This is a genomic window from Nitrospira sp. Nam74 (assembly GCF_965152615.1).
Window position 1 is genome coordinate 3,468,968 of sequence record NZ_OZ224220.1, and the last position, 17,706, is coordinate 3,486,673.

20 protein-coding genes are annotated in these 17,706 nt (G+C 57.4%); 3 read left to right on the forward strand and 17 right to left on the reverse strand.

Annotation, left to right across the window (positions count from 1 at the left end; translation table 11 throughout):
* Window positions 1-875: 875 nt before the first annotated feature.
* From ACWHYZ_RS16105 to ACWHYZ_RS16145, 9 genes are all read right to left on the reverse strand, one after another.
* Window positions 876-1,418, reverse strand: a complete 543-nt coding sequence (locus ACWHYZ_RS16105) for a DsbA family protein (protein WP_447983697.1) — start codon at window positions 1,416-1,418, stop codon at window positions 876-878.
* A 550-nt stretch (window positions 1,419-1,968) separates the two neighbouring features.
* Window positions 1,969-2,619 (reverse strand): response regulator, encoded by a 651-nt coding sequence (locus tag ACWHYZ_RS16110; protein ID WP_447983698.1) that lies wholly within the window; start codon window positions 2,617-2,619, stop codon window positions 1,969-1,971.
* A 522-nt stretch (window positions 2,620-3,141) separates the two neighbouring features.
* Window positions 3,142-4,140, reverse strand: coding sequence for a quinone oxidoreductase family protein (locus ACWHYZ_RS16115; RefSeq protein WP_447983699.1), 999 nt, complete (start codon window positions 4,138-4,140; stop codon window positions 3,142-3,144).
* A gap of 169 nt (window positions 4,141-4,309) precedes the next feature.
* The gene (locus tag ACWHYZ_RS16120) at window positions 4,310-6,232 is read right to left on the reverse strand and encodes a cation-translocating P-type ATPase (protein ID WP_447983700.1); all 1,923 of its coding nucleotides are present in this window, start codon (window positions 6,230-6,232) and stop codon (window positions 4,310-4,312) included.
* Window positions 6,223-6,843: an HAD-IC family P-type ATPase gene (locus ACWHYZ_RS16125; protein WP_447983701.1), complete on the reverse strand. Its 621-nt coding sequence runs from the start codon at window positions 6,841-6,843 to the stop codon at window positions 6,223-6,225. The genes ACWHYZ_RS16120 and ACWHYZ_RS16125 overlap by 10 nt, the downstream gene beginning before the upstream one ends.
* On the reverse strand, window positions 6,837-7,049 hold the full coding sequence (locus ACWHYZ_RS16130) for a cation-transporting P-type ATPase (RefSeq protein WP_447987598.1): 213 nt from the start codon (window positions 7,047-7,049) through the stop codon (window positions 6,837-6,839). The genes ACWHYZ_RS16125 and ACWHYZ_RS16130 overlap by 7 nt, the downstream gene beginning before the upstream one ends.
* A gap of 66 nt (window positions 7,050-7,115) precedes the next feature.
* Window positions 7,116-7,949, reverse strand: coding sequence for a universal stress protein (locus ACWHYZ_RS16135; RefSeq protein ID WP_447983702.1), 834 nt, complete (start codon window positions 7,947-7,949; stop codon window positions 7,116-7,118).
* A gap of 16 nt (window positions 7,950-7,965) precedes the next feature.
* Window positions 7,966-9,474, reverse strand: coding sequence for a universal stress protein (locus tag ACWHYZ_RS16140; RefSeq protein ID WP_447983703.1), 1,509 nt, complete (start codon window positions 9,472-9,474; stop codon window positions 7,966-7,968).
* A gap of 45 nt (window positions 9,475-9,519) precedes the next feature.
* The gene (locus ACWHYZ_RS16145; RefSeq protein WP_447983704.1) at window positions 9,520-9,984 is read right to left on the reverse strand and encodes a hemerythrin domain-containing protein; all 465 of its coding nucleotides are present in this window, start codon (window positions 9,982-9,984) and stop codon (window positions 9,520-9,522) included.
* Window positions 9,985-10,486: 502 nt separating this feature from the next.
* Here ACWHYZ_RS16145 and ACWHYZ_RS16150 point away from each other — a divergent pair.
* A complete protein-coding gene (locus ACWHYZ_RS16150) occupies window positions 10,487-11,347 on the forward strand; it encodes a universal stress protein (RefSeq protein ID WP_447983705.1) in 861 nt (286 codons plus the stop codon).
* On the opposite strand, the gene ACWHYZ_RS16155 is transcribed toward ACWHYZ_RS16150, so the two are convergent.
* The 3 genes from ACWHYZ_RS16155 to ACWHYZ_RS16165 form a co-directional block, all read right to left on the reverse strand.
* Window positions 11,333-11,893, reverse strand: a complete 561-nt coding sequence (locus ACWHYZ_RS16155; protein WP_447983706.1) for an adenylyl-sulfate kinase — start codon at window positions 11,891-11,893, stop codon at window positions 11,333-11,335. The genes ACWHYZ_RS16150 and ACWHYZ_RS16155 overlap by 15 nt on opposite strands.
* A 137-nt stretch (window positions 11,894-12,030) precedes the next feature.
* The gene (locus tag ACWHYZ_RS16160) at window positions 12,031-13,110 is read right to left on the reverse strand and encodes a phosphotransferase family protein (RefSeq protein WP_447983707.1); all 1,080 of its coding nucleotides are present in this window, start codon (window positions 13,108-13,110) and stop codon (window positions 12,031-12,033) included.
* Window positions 13,111-13,326: 216 nt separating this feature from the next.
* Window positions 13,327-13,569: a hypothetical protein gene (locus ACWHYZ_RS16165; protein ID WP_447983708.1), complete on the reverse strand. Its 243-nt coding sequence runs from the start codon at window positions 13,567-13,569 to the stop codon at window positions 13,327-13,329.
* A 115-nt stretch (window positions 13,570-13,684) separates the two neighbouring features.
* Between ACWHYZ_RS16165 and ACWHYZ_RS16170 the strand changes: the two genes are divergently transcribed.
* Window positions 13,685-14,131 (forward strand): CBS domain-containing protein, encoded by a 447-nt coding sequence (locus ACWHYZ_RS16170; protein WP_447983709.1) that lies wholly within the window; start codon window positions 13,685-13,687, stop codon window positions 14,129-14,131.
* A gap of 308 nt (window positions 14,132-14,439) precedes the next feature.
* Window positions 14,440-14,625 carry a hypothetical protein gene (locus tag ACWHYZ_RS16175; RefSeq protein WP_447983710.1) on the forward strand — a complete coding sequence of 62 codons (186 nt, stop codon included), beginning with the start codon at window positions 14,440-14,442 and terminating at the stop codon, window positions 14,623-14,625.
* Window positions 14,626-14,911: 286 nt separating this feature from the next.
* Here the strand turns inward: ACWHYZ_RS16175 and ACWHYZ_RS16180 are convergent, their stop codons facing one another.
* The 5 genes from ACWHYZ_RS16180 to ACWHYZ_RS16200 all read right to left on the reverse strand — a co-directional run bounded on the left by ACWHYZ_RS16180 (window position 14,912) and on the right by ACWHYZ_RS16200 (window position 17,696).
* Window positions 14,912-15,235 carry a YidH family protein gene (locus ACWHYZ_RS16180; protein WP_447983711.1) on the reverse strand — a complete coding sequence of 108 codons (324 nt, stop codon included), beginning with the start codon at window positions 15,233-15,235 and terminating at the stop codon, window positions 14,912-14,914.
* 200 nt (window positions 15,236-15,435) lie between these two features.
* Window positions 15,436-15,573 (reverse strand): c-type cytochrome, encoded by a 138-nt coding sequence (locus ACWHYZ_RS16185; protein WP_447983712.1) that lies wholly within the window; start codon window positions 15,571-15,573, stop codon window positions 15,436-15,438.
* A gap of 131 nt (window positions 15,574-15,704) precedes the next feature.
* Complete coding sequence (locus ACWHYZ_RS16190; protein ID WP_447987599.1) at window positions 15,705-16,169, reverse strand: c-type cytochrome; 465 nt, start codon at window positions 16,167-16,169, stop codon at window positions 15,705-15,707.
* The gene (locus tag ACWHYZ_RS16195; protein WP_447983713.1) at window positions 16,144-16,467 is read right to left on the reverse strand and encodes a hypothetical protein; all 324 of its coding nucleotides are present in this window, start codon (window positions 16,465-16,467) and stop codon (window positions 16,144-16,146) included. The genes ACWHYZ_RS16190 and ACWHYZ_RS16195 overlap by 26 nt, the downstream gene beginning before the upstream one ends.
* A complete protein-coding gene (locus ACWHYZ_RS16200) occupies window positions 16,467-17,696 on the reverse strand; it encodes a sulfite oxidase (protein WP_447983714.1) in 1,230 nt (409 codons plus the stop codon). Before ACWHYZ_RS16200 ends, ACWHYZ_RS16195 begins: the two co-directional genes overlap by 1 nt.
* Window positions 17,697-17,706 lie beyond the last annotated feature (10 nt).

Sequence of the window (17,706 nt, forward strand, 5' to 3'; positions counted from 1 at the left end):
TCGCTTTGTTCGAAATCCTTGACACTTCTCACCAACTGACGGTTGTTTCTCGAATCACATTACCCGGCCTGAGACCGTCTCGCTCCGCACGACTCACCGATTCAAGATCGCCCACGACGCGGGACTTCTTCCGTCGGAAGAACCACGCATGCTGAGGAGGAGGCGGCTTAACCGTGATGCCCGCACGCGCGTTTTCCCGTGGCCCGCGGCGTCCTCATGTACCCCGGCGCCTTGGCTTCGTCACTTCACTTGGGAGTCCACCAATCATCATCGTCACTTGCCGAGGCCGAACATCTTTCAAGACTATCAGATTCACCTGAGTACCGGGTCAGGCCTGGACCATGAGGCTGCGGAACTGAGCGGCGTCCGTGACCGCCTTCCTGATGAAGTCGAGAATAATGTCCCCGGGTTCCAGTTTGGCTTTGGACGCCGGACTTCCGTTCAGCGCCGCGGCCACCGACGCGCCCTTCGGCTCCGTGCGCCGACATTTTCACCAGGTCCATGATCAGCTTTGTGAACGCCTAGTGTTTTCAAGCAGGACTCTTTACGCCTGCCCTAATTGTTCGGCCGACACCGTCGGGATAGACGTTAGACTCAAGCGCCACACACACCCGCAACAAGTATTGCCTACATAAGAACCCGCCTTCGACCTGATAGATTAGTTGTGACAACATGGAGGGGAGTCTAAGAAGACTTCATGATCCCGACAATACAGCCCATGTTGTATTCTCGGCCGGAAAGACCTGTACCGTGTCGATGATGTCGCGAACACTGCGTATAAAACACCTCAGCGAACGACGTGTACGGAAGTGTCGGCATCAGAGGACCTCTATAGATTTACATTTCTAGATGTAGATTTCGTCGTGGCGTAAGCGTTAGCGCGCGCCCTCGTCCTGAATGACCGCCAGCAATGAGCCGAAGTCGGAGGACCCCTCATAGCGTACGCCATTGATGAAAAATGTCGGTGTGCCGTTGACTCCGCTTCGTACTCCCTCGGCGGCTTCCTCACGTATGCGGTCGGCATAGGTGTGCTCGGTGACGTCACGAACGAATTGGGTCATGTCGAGACCGAGATCATTCGCGTATTCCGTCAAATCGGTCACGGACAATGCATCCTGGTGTTCAAACAGGACATCATGCATGTCCCAGAACCTGCCTTGCCCTCCCGCCGACTCAGCAGTCTCTGCCGCCTGCAAGGCGTGCGGATGCACCATCGTTAGTGGGAAGTTGCGAAAGACCACGCGTAGCAAAGATGCTAATTCTTGCTCGAGCTCTTTCACGACGACATACGCTTGCCCGCAATACGGACATTCAAAGTCGCCGTATTCCACAAGCGTGACGGGCGCTTGTACCGGTCCCCGGATGTGATCCCGTTCGCTGACCGGAAGAACGAGTTTCGACGCTGTCTTACTGCTCATGAATCACCTGTTCCTGTGTAGGGCTTCGAGTACCGTGAGCAGAGTGCCTGAATACGAGCATCCCACTTCAGTTCCGCCAACACCTCGCGCTGAATCCGGCTCATCGGTTCTGATCTCGGATAACGGTGCGGCGGCCATGATTCCGTTTCTCCTTCTCGGATCGGGACAATACAACATGAATTGTATTTTAGTCTGAATCCACTGTAGATACGCAATGGTGGAGGCTGAAGCCAATCCACATGCCGGGCGGCGTAGGCGGTCAGCTCCATTGAAGCTCAACCCGCCGAGCAGGGGGCTCATTGCTCGTGCGGCAAGCGCTCGACTCGAAGCCACTCCAGCGGCGAGAAACCCGCAGGGATTCGGTGTGAAATAAGCAGGGAAGCTGTGCCGGCGTTCTATGATGTGCGCGCCCGCTTGTCGGCAATCTCCTTGCGCTTCCAAGCACCCGCACGACTTCCCCATCACGCAGCTTAATAATCCTGACCCGCTCGGGCTCGGCGGACAATACAGCGGATCGTGTATTGTGAATTTGAAAGGACTGTACAGGCCGCTAAGGCGCGACCATGTGGTTGCGGATCGCATAGCGGACGAGATCGACGACGGAGGCGCATTGAAGCTTTTGCATGATGCGATGTCGGTGTGTTTCCGCCGTCTTGATGCTGATGTGGAGAATGCCGGCCACGGCCTTATTGCTTTTCCCTTCGGCGAGGAGTTGCACGACTTCGCGCTCACGCGGCGACAGAGATGAGACCGTGCCCATTCCCTTATGGCGAGTTGATCTGAGAAATCCGTCGAGCACAAGAGACGACACCGTGGAGGTAAAAAACAGCTTCCCCAGCGAAAGCGATTCAATGGCCGACATGATGTCCCGACCGGCATCGGACTTGAGAACATACCCGCGTGCACCCGCCTCCAGGACCTCCTGAATCAGCTGTTCTGATTCATGGACGGTCAGGATGAGGACCTTCGCCGAGTGATCGTTCTTGAGAATCTGCCGGGTGGCCTCCAAGCCATTCATCAGAGGCATTGTATGATCGAGAACACACACGTCCGGATGAAGACGATTGGCGGCGTCGACGGCCTCGCGCCCATTGGCGGCTTCCCCGATGATTTCCCACTCCGGTCGTCGCTCGACGAGCGTCCGGATACCACAGCGTACGATATCGTGATCGTCGGCGATCAAAATACGAAGCGGCCTCATGCTACTCCTCTCACTGAAGGATACCGGCAATATCGTTTCCATACTGATTCTTTACTCGCTCCAATCGATATCTAAACAACCGTTTCGGCCGTCTGCTCCGTATCATCTATCATGCCTCGATTCGAGCATGCCGACTTGTGGCGGTATGCTAGACGCTAAGGCATGGCGACATGGGAATGGACCGCCACATCGAAAGATTTATTACCCGCGTGGTCGTGGGTTATGGGCCCCATGGCGGAGCATGGGCACAAAGGAACTGTAAGTGTCAGGCACAGACATGTTGCATGGACTTAAGGGGGGATGAAGTCAGCCATACTTAAAAGCCTTGTCAGGCAAACAGAAGTCACGCTGACCGTGCCTGACCTCGGCTGTTTCTCTCGACAGTCTGTCGGTAGACGAACCATCTTATGTCAAAGGAATCACCATAGCGGGAATCAGTTCAGCGTCACAGGACAGATCAGGACCACGAGACGCGCACTTTCATTCACTTGACACAACCATGCGGCGCTGCGCCAGCCAAGATCATTCGGCCACACGCACCAACACCTTTCCCATCGGACCTTGCGCCAATCGTGCGAATGCCGACTTCACCTCTTGGAATGGGAGGACGATGTCTATGACGGGCCGTCTCCCCATTGCATCCAATCGACCGACAACCTCTTTCCACACGCTCTGTGCTTCACCGGCCGTATAGTCGCCCACAGATACCCCGCCAATCCGAATTCTGCGAAAGAAGAGAGTGGCCGTGTTGAACTCCGGCACCGTCCCACCGCTCCTCCCGACCACGCTGATTCGGCCGCCATAGCCCAGCATCGCCACCACCTGGTGAAACAATGCCCCGCCGACATTGTCGACCGCCACGTCAGCGTGCTTCGGACTGATTGACGCCAACACCGCTTTGCTCAGGTTGCCATCGGCCGGATCGAATACGAAATCAGCGCCGAGCCTCGTCAATGTCACACGTTTATCCGCACGACGTGACAAGGCCACGACGGTGAGATCCATGGATTTCCCGAGAAGAACCGAGGCCACCCCGACGCCGCCCGACGCGCCGGTCACGAGCAGGACCGATCCAGGGCCGGGAGGCGCCGGCGGGTCGCTCCACTGCGTGAGAGCCTGCCAAGCAGTCAGAAAGACGAGTGGCGCGGCAGCCATCTCTTCCAATGACCAGCCGGAGGGCACCGGCGTCACGCTTTCCGCCGGTACGACGACTTTCTCGGCAAGCGTGCCCCAGCTTTCCACCCCGACGTGGCAGCGCAGAATGCCTACTGTCTCGCCGATTCGCACATGCTCGACGCCCGCTCCCACGGCCAACACCTCGCCGACGCCATCCCGTCCCAGAATATGTGGCAGCGGCGGCTTGGCCGGATACATCCCTCGGGCCAAAAAGGCGTCCGCCGGGTTCAACGCTGCAAACGTGACCCGCAGCAGCACTTCACCGGATCCGGGCAGAGGATCGGCAACTTCGGCAAGCCGAAGCCAATCGACGCCGTCATATGAGTCCATCACCCATGCGCGCATGATGATTCTTTCTCAGCCGTGCCTGATCTGCTCTGCGCAAACGCCTCCTTACAAACAGATTGCCGGGAGATGCATCGAGGCATGATTTCCGGCGCACTAATCCGCGTCCATCGTTCTTCCCAAAAGCGATCATGGCAAAAGAGAGCCTGTCTGCTCTGTATAGTCCCTATCACCATAGCACAAAGTGATTTCGAAGCCTCACTCCTTGAAGATCCTTCGACTTCTCATTGGACCTTCTCATCAATTTCCACATTTCCATCGCCATGAGCGGCAATGCGCCGAGCCCAAAAGCCAGCACCCAGTGTTGAAGATCAAGCGCCGCCACGCCGAAGATTGCGCGGCTCCATGGAGTGAGAACAATGGCGCCTTGCAGGGCCATCGATCCAGCCGTCGCTATGACCAATGAGCGATTGGTGAAGATCCCCAGCGAAAAGATGGAACGGCGCTCGCTTCGGCAATTGAACGCATGAAACAGTTGCGCGAGAACCAGCACGGTAAAGGCGACGGTTCTCGCTTGTGTCACATCGTCGTGCAGGACATTGAGACAATATACAAATGCCGCAATCGTGACGAGTGCCAGGAAAGACCCTTGTGCGACAAGGAGCAGGATATGCTCACGTTCCAGCAACCGGGCCATGGGGTGCCGAGGCGGGCGATGAAGAATATCCGGATCATTTGGATCCACGGCCAACGCCAGGGCCGGCAGACCGTCGGTAATGAGATTGATCCAAAGAATCTGGACCGGCAGCAGCGGCAGCGGAAGACCGACTACGGCGGCAACCAGCATGACAGCGATTTCACTGAAATTGCATGAAAGTAAAAAATGAACGGCCTTTCTGATGTTCTCATAGACGCCTCGGCCTTCTTCGACGGCTGCGGCGATGGACGCGAAGTTATCATCGGTGATGACCATGTCGGAGGCTTCTTTGGTGACGTCCGACCCGCTCAGTCCCATCGCGATGCCGATATCGGCTTCTTTAATGGCCGGCGCATCGTTCACGCCGTCGCCTGTCATGGCGACAATCGCACCCTTCCGCTTCCACGCCCTCACGATGCGTAACTTATGTTCGGCCGAGACCCGCGCATACACCGCAATCTTGTCCACACGCTCTGCTAGATCGTCATCACTGAGCCGGTCGATTTCCGCCCCGGATAGGGCAGCGGCCGGACCGTCGAGAATGCCCAGTTCGCGAGCGATGGCAATGGCCGTGTCCTTATGATCGCCGGTGATCATGACGGTTCGAATCCCTGCGCCCCGACAGACGTGCACGGCCTGTACCGCTTCAGGCCGCAATGGGTCCTTCATGGCGGCCAGGCCGAGCAACACAAGGTTCTGCTCCAACACGGCCGCGCCATACACCAGCGGCATCTGCGCGAGCGGGCGCCTGGCAATGGCCAACACCCGAAGCGCCTCACGCGCCAGGGCCGCGTTCGCCGAGAGGATATTCCGCCGGTCGGCTTCCTCCATGGGCGCGACACGCCCCTCGGCGGTGAGGCGCGCGGTACATCGTTGAAGCAACAGGTCGGGAGCGCCCTTGCTATAGGCCATGAAGCCGTTCTCGATCTTCCGCACGACCGTCATCATCTTCCGCTCCGGGTCGAACGGAATTTCAGTCACGAATGGGTGTCGGACTTCCAGATCGTCCTTCCAGAACTGTCGCTTCGCCGCCGCCACCAGCAGCGCCGCTTCGGTGGGGTCCCCGACGATCTGCCACACGCCATGCGTCTGACGGAGCGCCGCCCCATTACAGAGGACCGAGGCCGCCAGTGTCTCATCAACTGGATGACCCGCAGGCAGCGGACTCCCTCCGTCGAGAACGTCACCGACCGGCGTGTAGCCCTCTCCCGTGATCGCGAACCGTCTCCCGCCCACGGTGAGGCTTGTCACGGTCATCTCATTTTTAGTGAGTGTGCCGGTCTTGTCGGTACAGATCACCGTCGCCGATCCCAGTGTCTCCACGACCGGCAGTCGACGAATTAGTGCATGCCGGGCTACCATCCGTGTGACGCCGAGCGCGAGGGTGATGGTGACGATCGCCGGCAGTCCTTCCGGGATGGCTGCCACGGCGAGACTGACGGCGGTCAGGAACACGGCTCGCCGCGCCAGAGACCCAGGGCAAACACGACCGTAACGATGGCCAGCGACAGGTAGAGCAGCAGATGGCCCAGCTGGTCCAAGCGCTCTTGGAGCGGTGTCTTATGCTCGCCCGCTTCTTGGATGAGCGTGGCGATATGGCCCAATTCGGTGCGAAGCCCGGTAGAGACGACCACGCCGCGGCCTTTCCCGGAGGTCACGCTCGTGCCGAAGAACACCATGTTGTGCCGGTCGGCCAGCGCCACCGCGTCCATAGTCAGCGCGTGCGAGGTCTTGTCGACCGGTGTGGATTCGCCGGTGAGCGCGGCTTCCTGGGCACGCATGGCGGTCGCATAGATCAGACGGGCATCCGCGGGCACATGATCCCCGGCCTCCACCTGAATCAGATCGCCTGGAACCAGCTCGCGAGCCGGAATGGACCGTAATGCGCCCTCGCGTACGACACGAGCTTCCGCCACCGATAGTTGTTTGAGCGCGGCTAGCGATCGCTCTGCTTTATATTCCTGGACCACACCTAGAATCGCGTTCAGAAAGACGATCGCTAGGATCGCCGCCGTATCGATCCATTCCCCCAGAAGACCGGAGACGACGGCGGCGCCAATCAGCACCCAAATGATGATGTTGGGAACTGTGACCGGACGAGTGTCGACAGTGAGATGGGAGGCGCGGCGGGAAGTTCGTTAAAGCCGACTTCGGCGAGACGGCGGCGAGCTTCGTCCACGCGAAGGCCGTGATTCACGTCGGTGATCAGCTCAGCTGAGAGCGCGTCCGTCGAGACAGCATGCCATATAGGTGGGCATTCTTTGGCTTCCATGATCGTCACGACGTCTCATCGCTACGCCGGGACAGCATCAACCGAACATCCTTGGGTGATGAGATGTCACCGCACGACGAGGACCGAGGCGGTGCTGTGCTGAACCACTCTGGCGGAGACGCTTCCGAGGAAAAACCGGGCGATCGCCCCCATGCCTTTTGCGCCGACGACGAGTAGATCGCTTTTCTGCCGATCGGCCACTTTGATAATCTCCTCGGCCGGGTGTCCCAGCTTTAGAATTTTGTTGACGGTGTACCCGGCTTTGATCAGGCGCTCGGCATCGCGCTCGATGAGTGCCTGTCCGGCCTCTTTCACCTCCGGATAGCGCAGGAACGGGATAACATGCACCAGCACGACCTCGATGTTCTCGGGCCGAAGCTCCTCCATCACAAAGCGCATGGCCTTGGTCGAACTTTTCGAGCCATCAGTGGCCAAGAGGATGCGGCGGATGATCCGGGGAGCTTGCTTCACGACCAGGACGGAAGCCGGCGCATGCAGTGTGACCGTGTGTGAGACACTGCCCAACATGAACCGATCGAGCCCAGTGAGCCCGCGGCTGCCCAGCACGATGACATCCCCACGCCGTGCATGCTTCAAGATCGCCGGTGCCGGTGCACCCTTTTCTACGATAACCTTGCCGGCAACTTTTGCTGAATCCAGAAAGTCTTTGGTCTCCATGGACACCCGTTTGGCCTGCTGCTGGAGTCGGCTGACTTCCGCGCGGATGTACGGTACGTTCCCGGCCACCATCGGCTGCATTACGAATGGGGCTTTGGCCGCCGCCAGATCAATCGCGTGGACCGCGGTCACTTTCGGACAGGACACGAACGGAAGGTAAGGCACCCATCCTATAGACCATCGACCATGCTTGGAACCATCCACGGCTAGAACTATCCTCATTGAGAACATGCTCCTCTCAGTTAATGAGTCTCCACTGCGAATGGCTCACATGAGACTGCTCGCGTGTGACCCCAACATATCTCTCGACTCGCACGGCCGACACTTTGTACTCAGGACACTTGGAGCTCTCGTCCGCGCTTGACGACAAGAGCGCATTGACGTTCGTCGACGGAAAATGAAAGCTGGTAAACAACTCACCGGGCCGGACGCGCTCACTCACCACGACCGGCAGTGTGGCATCGCTGCGAGCGCTCACCAGTCGAACGGTTTCCCCGTCCTCGATCTGTAATCGCTTGGCATCGTCGACATGCATTTCTAGCACATCCGTGTCGACCATCTGAACGATGTCGGTCCGGCGTGTTTGCGCGCCACAATTATAATGCTGAAGAACTCGCCCGGTGATAAGAACAAACGGATAGGCCTCGTCGGGCGATTCACCGGGCGGCAAATAATCGACCGGAACAAAATTGGCTTTACCATTACACCCGCCCACCCCTGCCGTGCCAAGACGCGGCCCCTTCCGTAGTGGCAATACATCGCGGTGCATGATGAACGTTCCCGGGTGCTCGGCATCGGGGACCGGCCACTGCAGTCCTTCACAGTGTTCGAGGCGTGCATAGGACACGCCGGCGAACATCGGCGTAAGTTGGCTCATCTCATCCATGATCTCGGATGGATGGCCATAGTGCATCGGATACCCCATTGGTGTCGACACCCGGCTCACGACCTGCCAATCGGGCAACACGCCATCCGGCGGTTCCATCGCCTTGCGTATCCGTTGAATGCGCCGTTCTAGATTGGTAAACGTGCCGTCTTTTTCCAAAAACGAGGCCCCCGGAATGACGAGATGCGCCAACTTGGCCGTCTCGCTCATGAAGGGATCTTGGACGACCAGACACTCCAATCGGCCCAACGCCTCGCGGACTTTATGCAGATTTGGATCGGTCTGCGCGACATCGTACCCAATGATCCACAGGCCCTTCAACCGTCCCTCCAAGGCTGCGTCCCACATTTCCGGAATTTTCATGCCCCGAGTACGTGGCACTGAGCGTGAAGGTACTGTGTGCGCCAACGGCACCGTGAGCACCGGACACCCGGCCGTCCGGACGACTTTCTCAGCCGTGCTGCCGAAGAAAATTCTATTCACATCCCCAATCCCCCCGTAACTACCCATCACGACCAGCGCGACCTTTTCGGCCCGTACGGTACGGGCGATTTCGACGAAGGGCGAGCCCTCTAAGATGAGACGTTGGATCGACACGCCCTTGGCATCATCGAGAGAGAGTAAGCGCCGCGCATTTAATCGCGCATAATGCCGCAACCGTTTCTTTTGTTGCACCTCTTCTGATGGAAGAGCCAAACCAAGCGCATTTAACGCCTCTAAATGTTTAGTATCGACCACGTGAAGGACAATGACTTCTGACTGAAATACCCGCGCCATCGATATCGCCACACGAAATGCTTCTTCGGAGCAGGGGGAATAAGCGACCGGAACGAGAATTTTTTGAAACAGCGGAGCCGCCATACGGTCCTCACTCAACGATGCTGCAGCCAACGCATCGGTGTCGCTCTAGATCGAATCTGCCACACGCCGACCGTCGCCCAGCGTGTCTTTCATCCGGTTGATAAGCATGCCGGCTTCCTCTTCCGAGAGTAGGCCGTCCAGACATGCATAGAGTACTTTTTCTTCTCTTCGGTTATGTACGGTGAGAGCGTCGAACAATTGCGTATCAAGGCCGTCGGGGCTTGCTCCCGCGCTGAGCCGATCCTGAATGCGGTCGATAAGGATCTTGAAACAGCGATGCTCCGAGCGCATCACCGCGGTCGGCCCCACACCCGTCATACTGGACCGCTGCTCGAATTGAGGAAACAACAATTCTTCTTCCCACTCGATATGCCGCTCGAGCCCGTCAATAAATCGCGAAAACGTCTCCCTCGCAGAGACCGCCTCTTGTGCGAGCAGGCGCTGGAACTGGTTAAAGAGTCCATCGAGCCGCCGATGATCGTCGCTAAGGAAGCTGCTGATTATTTTCATGCGTCATCCCTTTGATCCATCACTGCCTGAGAAGAGGCGAGCAAGGGTAATGCCATCTCACAAATGCAAAATAAAAAATGAAAACAGCTAAATTGGCTTGAATTGTTTACGAACTCTGAATGGGACTGCCCAGGCAGGGGAATCCTGCTACAGATTCAAGCACCTCAATGTAGCGTAAGGCTACAATGTTCTCCTTCGCCTCAACGAGAGAACTTCTTCAAAGGGACTCGGCACACGAGAAAGGGTTTCCATCATGGCACATGGCTTGCTGCTTCCAGGCGACGCGGTGTACAGAGGACAAGGGAGGGGCTTGCATGGCGCAGTTGGTGATAAAATACAGCTGGCTCATTGTTGGGGCAGTCGTCGTTAGGAATCATCATTGTGATGTACCTTGTCCTTTTCTGCCCAACTGAATGCCGTTAGAGTGCGGACACCTGTATAATGCGACAGCTACATTGATGAGCCTTCATGCACATTTCACGTAGAGTTTGAATTCTTCACTATGCACACTCTCGTCGCGATCGATGGCAGCGAGCACTCCTTTGATGCGGCGCGAGCTTTGACTCATCTCGCAGTGCCCGAACGATTGGTCTTGCTCCATGCCTTGGAAGTTCCCAAGCCCGCCTATCCGATGATGATGCCCGAAGTGGCGAACGACCTTTATCACATCGTGGAGCACGACATGCGGGAAGATGGCGAACGGCTGCTGAGCAGAGCGGCGTCCATCTTGCCGGACGGATTAGGCCCGGTGGAGACGAAGATGGAGATTGGGACACCGGCGGACGTTATTGTCTCAACCGCCGAACGGGAGCGAAGTGACTTGATCGTCATGGGTACGCGCGGCCTGAGCCTAGTCAAAGAGATCCTCGTCGGAAGCGTATCCGATCGCGTTGTGACACATGCGTCCCGTGCAGTTCTGACCGTGCCATCACCCATGCTGGCGTTACGCAAAGTCCTACTCGCCGTTGAAGGGCAGGCGGATGCCGACAGGGCGATCGAGTTCTTCATGAAAAAGCCCTTTAGAGATCCGCTTGAAGTGGAACTGCTCACGGTTCTCTCCTTGCCGCACGAACGATGGACGCAGGAACGCGGGTTAGAATCATTCAAAGACATGAGCTTCCGGAGCGCGCAACGCTTTGCCGAAAATATTGCCGCCCGTTTGTCGACCGTTCACTGCTGTGCTATCCCGGTCACCAAGATCGGATCGCCGGCTGCGATCATTCTGCAGCGTGCCGAGGAGCTTCAGCCCGATCTGATCATGGTCGGGGCGCATACCGGAAAAGCAGCCACGCGCTTCCTGCTAGGCAGTGTCTCGCACAAAATACTCCACATGAGCCATCGTCCCGTCTTAACCATCCGTTAATTTCTTGGCGTCCCCCGATACAAACCCGCGGTCAGACAGAACGGCCAGAATACGATCGACGGCCACCTCCGTCGACGTGTGTGCACTATCGATGCGAACCTCCGGAGCCTGCGGCCGCTCATAGGGCGTCTGAAGACCCGGCACCGTCTTCGATTCGCCTGCGAGGCCTTTCCGATACGTGCCCTTCGTATCGCGCGCCATGCAGACGTCGAGGGGACACTCCACCGCCACTTCGACGAAACGATCGATCAGATCTCTCGCAAATGCGCGATACGCCTGTTTGGTGGCCGTCGCATCGAAAATAATCGTGATGCCATGGGCCACCAATCGACTGCCCGCAAATGCCATGGCTCGATAGAAGAGGTCCCGTTCATCAACCGAGTAGGAGGGCGACGGCGTCAGGATGCGACGCAGGACATCGGATTCCAGGATCTCCACCCGCTGTCCTGCGGCTTCCAATCGAGGCCGTAAGGCCGCTGTGATGGTGCTCTTCCCCGAGGCGGGCAGGCCGGTGATCCAGATGGCGAAGGCGGGCGGTTTACTCATTGGCATAACATCAGCTTTCAGCCTTCAGCTTCCACAACGATGTTCGGGCCGGATCCTCCGTCCTAAGCTCCTTGACCTTGCTCTTATGTAGGTGATGACTGAAAGCTGATGACTGAAAGCCGACGGCTGATGGCTTTTTATCCCTTACAATACCGATTCACATCGTGCGGATCGAACCGCTCTGTCGCGAGCACCTGCTCGATAAAATTAAAAATGCTCTGTCGCACCGATATCGGCAGATCCGGATACCAGACCGGACTGGCGATCACAAGCCCGCGAAACGCAAAGAATGGAGCCGCGGTTTCGAGGATCGCGTGATCGCCAGTTTCCGCCATGTATCGATCCCAAAACTCCCGAAACAGCACCTCGAACGGACCTCGAAGGTCGCCCCACCGGCGGAGCGACGCGAACAGGTAATTGATTGTCATCGACGTCACATCGTCGGCGGGTTCACCCCATTCGCCTCGCGACCGGTCTAAGACGCTAAAGTCGGTGCCTCGGCGAAACAGGACATTCCAGGGATGAAAATCACCGTGCACCTGGGACAAGCGACTGGTTCGGCTCCGTAACTGCCAGCGCCGGCGATTGCACGCATCCTCGATAGAGCGCAGGAGCTCCTCGGTCATGAAGTGGAAATGTGACGGATAGCTGTCGGTCAAACCCATGATGCACTCGCCATGGCCGATCAATTCTCTCAACCGCCGTCGGTAGAGATCCGGCTGCAGCCTTTTTTTCCGATGAATCCCTGCGAGATAGTGAACGAGGGCGTGCACGCGCTGTCGATCCCGAGAGGACAATCGCGCGGTGCGCGTCAGGCGAGCCAAGTCGTTGTAATAGCTGCGGCCCTCGACCCATTGAGTCAGGACAAAAAACTCGCGTGCCGGCGCCACGGAAAATAAGGCGCCTTCTTCAGTGAACGCGCCAACATCGAGCGCTTGCACGTGCCGAGGCAGCCTGCCGTACGATTCGTAATCCCAGAGCAGCGCCTGGGCTCGATCGGCATGATGCTCATGACCAAAGGGCCCGGGTTTCATCGTCACTAAGACCACTCGATGGAGGCGCCGCCCGATCTGTAGGGTCAGTCGAATCGGAGACCCATATCCATATCCTTTCACGGCAGAGGACGACGTCTCCTCCCCGATAGGCCCAAACGTGAGGAGCTTTGCCCTCGGCCCGAAGCGACCCTGTACATACGTTTCGAGGTGTCTTCTTTTCAACGTGCCCACGTGGCGTTATTTAAGCAAATGGCGTTCCCTGTCTTCATCTTCTCCAACCTCGTTCCCCTATGGGCGCTGCTGCATTTCTCTGCAGTATGAAGTCAGTTACTGAGGAAAAACGCGCCACTTCGATTGAGGCACGTATCCGCCATGAAACGTTGCCACTCTCACTTCCTTAAGAACCGCACACTTAATCCGTCTCTTCATCCCCGTTTATCAGGCGAGCAATGGCATGATACTTGCGGAGACATCGTGGTGCATCATGATGATGCTCGCGAGCCGGCGCCGTCGATGTATCGACGGCATTGGTGGCTGATCATCGTGGTGATATTGTCTGCGCTCTTCCTGATTGGTCTGGGCGTCATAGGCGACATTCGTATCATGTCGATCAAAGGCGCTCAGAAGGAGATCATGATCGAGGCGACTAACATCCACTCCCTCGTCGAATCGGTAAAGCATTACATCATGCCTATCAGGGGGATTGGACCTTCCACTATGGATAAGGGCGAGCAATTTTTCAGGCAAAATGGCACCGGCAAGAACGGTCATGACAAAACATTCAAAGGAGAATCATATGAATGTGAAAGACATCATGACGCAGCCTCTGCAAACCTGCACGCTCCACGACAATCTCGCCACGGTGGCGATGCGAATGTGGGAAAGCGACTGCGGTGCCTTGCCGGTGAAGAATCATGACGGGCGGGTCATCGGCATGATTACCGATCGCGACATTTGCATGGCGGCAGCGACGAAGCACCGTGAGATTTCCGACGTCCTGGTATGGGAAACCATCACAGGCGACATCGTGACGTGCCATCCCAAGGATGACATCATCACGGCACTTGATAGCATGGCCAAAAGTCAGGTACGCCGCTTGCCGGTGCTCGATGATGACGGCCTGCTCCAAGGTATACTCTCCATGAATGACGTCATTTTGAATGCAGACCACAGGGTATCCGAACATGATGTAGTGCACACGCTTAAAGCGATTTGCCAACATCGCAGGTTATTCGGTATTTAGCGAGAGAACCCTATGCGAATCGCCGTTGCCGTCGATTGGTCCGAGCAGGCCTTTGATACTGTCAAAAGTCTCGCTCACTAATATCAGCCAGCGAAGTCATCCTGATCCATGCGGTGGACCTTCATCCCTTAGAAAATCCTCTTCTCGGCGCCGGCCGTGGCCAAACAGGCCTTTGATGAATTTCGAGACGCGATGATGGACGGCCCGGCCAGGATCATTTTAGATCAGGGGAAGGCCTGCTGACTGAAGCGGCCTTGGGTAGTGTATCGCACCAAGTCTTGCTCCATGCGGGCTGTTCCACCTTGATCATGAAGCGACCCCTCGCTACGTTACAGCGGGTCCTGCTCGCGATAGAAGGATCAGACGACGCGGCTTACGTCCAAGATTGGCTCCTCGCCCATCCGTTCAAGCAGCCAGTCGAGCTGTCAATTCTCTGTGTCGTCCCGCATCTTCATCTGCTTGGCGCGGCGGCCATCCCGGCGTTCGACATATAGGAGAGTGGGAACATTCAAGCTGCACAGAATCTCGTCAAAGACGTGTCGATCGCTTTGAGTGATAGGTTTGGCAATCGGACGACAGGGAGAGTCCTCCGCGGAACCCCAAGCCGATGCGCGATTAGCATGCCAGCAAAACGTTCTTCACATACCACGGTATTAGCACTTAATAGACGGCGGGAATAGAGAGAAAGGCAACAGCGAGAGAAGAGCGGTGGCGCGAGACGCCACAGTCATTCGACGTCCATGTCGATTCGGTACGAGCGTTCGGACGATACCAAATGCCCTACTCGTCCGTGTCATCACCATCGGATGGCGGCAGGTCTTGAAGCGATCGCTTCACGCTGGCATATCGATAGATGGAAAATGCCGCCAGGGCGATTCCGACAACAATAGACATGACTCCCAACGCTTGAATGGCGAGTGTCTCGAACATAAAACTCGCTGGAATCCCGACCACGACAAACGCCAGCGCCGTCCGGACATAGGCCAGGAATGTCCGCTCGATGGCCAGCTTCGTTCGCTCGCGGGCTAACCGATCTCGAAGCTGACCTTCCGCTTCAATCTTCACGCTGCCAGCTTGTTGTGATGACAATTTGCGTTCATCCATCTTTCCTGCTTCCGATTACCCCGAGATTAATACCGACAGGAAACAGCGTCGTGAGCCGATAGCTCGGACTTTACTATTAGACGACATCCTCGCCCGAGTGAATGCCTGTGCGTCGGATGGACATGAAGCGGTCCAACGCCACTTGCGCAAACTGGACCAAGAATGGGCATCGAACATAGAGTCCGATTCGCGACGTTCTGTTATTTCGCCAGACTCCTGATGTATCGAACAAGCTGCCGCACATGATCGTCCGGCATCGAGGCAAACGGCATGCCGGTACCGGGCAATCCATCTGTGATGATCCAATAGAGCTGTCCGTCAGAAATGTTTTTCATCATCTCGCCACACGTAAAACCTCATAGAGGAGGACAAGGCCCGCCCCATCAGTCCATTCCCGTCTCCCTTCTCGCCCTGACATAAAGCGCACGCAGTCGGTTGAGCCGTCTTTAAGAAGAGCGTCTTCCCGGACTCAATCGTCTCCGGCGTTCAAACTCCGCTTCCATCCCGCTGAACGCCGAGAGATCGAAATCATCTTCTGCGCCCACCCATCCTCGCTTCGAACAGCACACGGGGAACGTCGCCGGAAGAACCACGAGTAATACTGCCGTGCCATGCTGTCATTGGCCTCCTCCTTAACAGACCACGTCAATGTGCAAGGCCAACTGTGAATATCCGCAATGTCTTGGCCGCTCAACCTCGGTCCCCAGGGTGGCATGCCGCCACGGCCATTTAAGACCGTTTCCCAGCAGCGCGCCGTATCCATCAGAACGTGGTTTCCAGCAAGCTTCGGCCCCACGCCACCGAGACCCTGTAGACCGTGACACGGCGGACAATTTTGCCCATACAAGTTCTGACCGCATTTCGCATTGCCCTGGGTCTTGCCGCTCGAGGGAACAGCCTTAGCACTTCTACTCCGCGAGGACAGGCGCGGCATCCGGATGATAGCGAGAGGCCAAATAGGCAACGAGGGCCTCCTGCTCCGATTCGGAAATCTGTGCTCCCCAGCTCGACATTTTTTTCACGATCGCACCCCAGTGCTCGTGGTCGAGACGCTGTTGAGCAATCAGGTCAATGCTGTGGCATACGGTACAGCGGGCGGCCAGCAGACGCTCTGCGTAATGAGCTGTTCCGCCGGTGTCCGGTAATCCCGGGTCATCGGCTTGCGCACCGACACTGAGTGTCGCAATCAGCAGGCTGCCGGCGAGCCACGCGAGCAACCGATTTGTCTTCATCACGCATCCACCCGCACGCGAACCCGATCCATGCCGTTCCAGAGAAACCCGCCGGGGTTCCATGGACTCGTTGGCGGTTGAACATGGCCTCCGTCATCCGTCGCTCGCGAGAGAATGGTATGAGGTCCGACCTCCTTGGCCTGCCATACGAGGCGCCACTGCCGCCAGGCATACGGGACATCCTCGCGGAGCAATGCGGCTTGTTGCCACGTGCGTCCTTCATCGGTCGACACGTCGACTCTGACAATGCGGCCCTCTCCAGTCCATGCCACGCCTTCAATGACCACCGGTCCACGGTGCACGATCATCTCGTCGGTCGGCTGTGCGATCACCGACTTCACCACCATGGCTTCCACCGGAAGCATACGAGTCTTATCGGCCGGCTTGCTGGGTACGATCGGTTCGCTCGGATAGCGATACGCCGTTTCCATGTAATAGCCCTTCGCCTCGTCCTCCTGCACAGTGAGATCTGTCAGCCACTTCATGCACGATTCCGCCATCCATCCGGGTGTGATCAAACGGAGAGGCGCCCCGTGCAGCAACGAGAGAGGCTCATCGTTCATCCGTATGGCCAGTAACGTGTTTGGATCTAGAGCTTTGGATAAGGGAATGCTCCGAATAAACTGCGGCGTGAGTTCTGAAACGGGCCGATCCGCTCCCTGCATCTGCACATGGCGCGCGGCCGGTTTAATGCCGGCTTGCTGGAGCACATCGCGCAACCGCACGCCGGTCCATCGCGCATTGCCGACGGCGCCTCGCTCCCATTGCACGCCCGGGGCATGAGGTCGGTAGAAGGCTCGTCCGTTGCCGCTGCATTGCAGCACAGCCGTGACCGCGACCTCTTCGAATTGTCGGAGATCGGCAAGGCGTAAGCTAAGTGCCCTATCGACGAGCCCGCGCACGCGCAGGCGCCACACGGACTCCTGTATGAAACCTGGTGCCGGCGGGCCGAAATGGCTGCGAACGAAGAAGCGATGGTTAGGGGTGCGCCACGAGTTGAACGCGTCGACCGGAGTCTCTGCGTCGAGCGGTCGAGGAACACGCACGATGAGGGACTTGTCCTTATCGCCGGTTTGAGCGCGGCTTGTGCCGATACCGACAATCCCGGCGAAACAGAGGCCGACGGTTCCGCCTATCGTCCGAGCGAGAAACGCTCGCCGCGACAGACTATCATACTGGTTGAGCGGCATCCTTCCCCGTCCCTCTGCGCCGGCAGGATTGAGAGGCACATCCTGCCTA

Bases quoted from the DNA above. Each gene is read 5' to 3' on its own strand.
- ACWHYZ_RS16105 (WP_447983697.1), bottom strand. From the start codon at position 1,418: ATGAGCAGTAAGACAGCGTCGAAACTCGTTCTTCCGGTCAGCGAACGG.
- ACWHYZ_RS16110 (WP_447983698.1), bottom strand. From the start codon at position 2,619: ATGAGGCCGCTTCGTATTTTGATCGCCGACGATCACGATATCGTACGC.
- ACWHYZ_RS16115 (WP_447983699.1), bottom strand. From the start codon at position 4,140: ATGCGCGCATGGGTGATGGACTCATATGACGGCGTCGATTGGCTTCGG.
- ACWHYZ_RS16130 (WP_447987598.1), bottom strand. From the start codon at position 7,049: ATGGAAGCCAAAGAATGCCCACCTATATGGCATGCTGTCTCGACGGAC.
- ACWHYZ_RS16135 (WP_447983702.1), bottom strand. From the start codon at position 7,949: ATGAGGATAGTTCTAGCCGTGGATGGTTCCAAGCATGGTCGATGGTCT.
- ACWHYZ_RS16140 (WP_447983703.1), bottom strand. From the start codon at position 9,474: ATGGCGGCTCCGCTGTTTCAAAAAATTCTCGTTCCGGTCGCTTATTCC.
- ACWHYZ_RS16145 (WP_447983704.1), bottom strand. From the start codon at position 9,984: ATGAAAATAATCAGCAGCTTCCTTAGCGACGATCATCGGCGGCTCGAT.
- ACWHYZ_RS16150 (WP_447983705.1), top strand. From the start codon at position 10,487: ATGCACACTCTCGTCGCGATCGATGGCAGCGAGCACTCCTTTGATGCG.
- ACWHYZ_RS16155 (WP_447983706.1), bottom strand. From the start codon at position 11,893: ATGAGTAAACCGCCCGCCTTCGCCATCTGGATCACCGGCCTGCCCGCC.
- ACWHYZ_RS16165 (WP_447983708.1), bottom strand. From the start codon at position 13,569: ATGCTTTACCGATTCGACGAGGGAGTGGATGTTAGTCGCCTCGATCAT.
- ACWHYZ_RS16170 (WP_447983709.1), top strand. From the start codon at position 13,685: ATGAATGTGAAAGACATCATGACGCAGCCTCTGCAAACCTGCACGCTC.
- ACWHYZ_RS16175 (WP_447983710.1), top strand. From the start codon at position 14,440: ATGAAGCGACCCCTCGCTACGTTACAGCGGGTCCTGCTCGCGATAGAA.
- ACWHYZ_RS16180 (WP_447983711.1), bottom strand. From the start codon at position 15,235: ATGGATGAACGCAAATTGTCATCACAACAAGCTGGCAGCGTGAAGATT.
- ACWHYZ_RS16185 (WP_447983712.1), bottom strand. From the start codon at position 15,573: ATGATGAAAAACATTTCTGACGGACAGCTCTATTGGATCATCACAGAT.
- ACWHYZ_RS16190 (WP_447987599.1), bottom strand. From the start codon at position 16,169: ATGCCGCGCCTGTCCTCGCGGAGTAGAAGTGCTAAGGCTGTTCCCTCG.
- ACWHYZ_RS16195 (WP_447983713.1), bottom strand. From the start codon at position 16,467: ATGAAGACAAATCGGTTGCTCGCGTGGCTCGCCGGCAGCCTGCTGATT.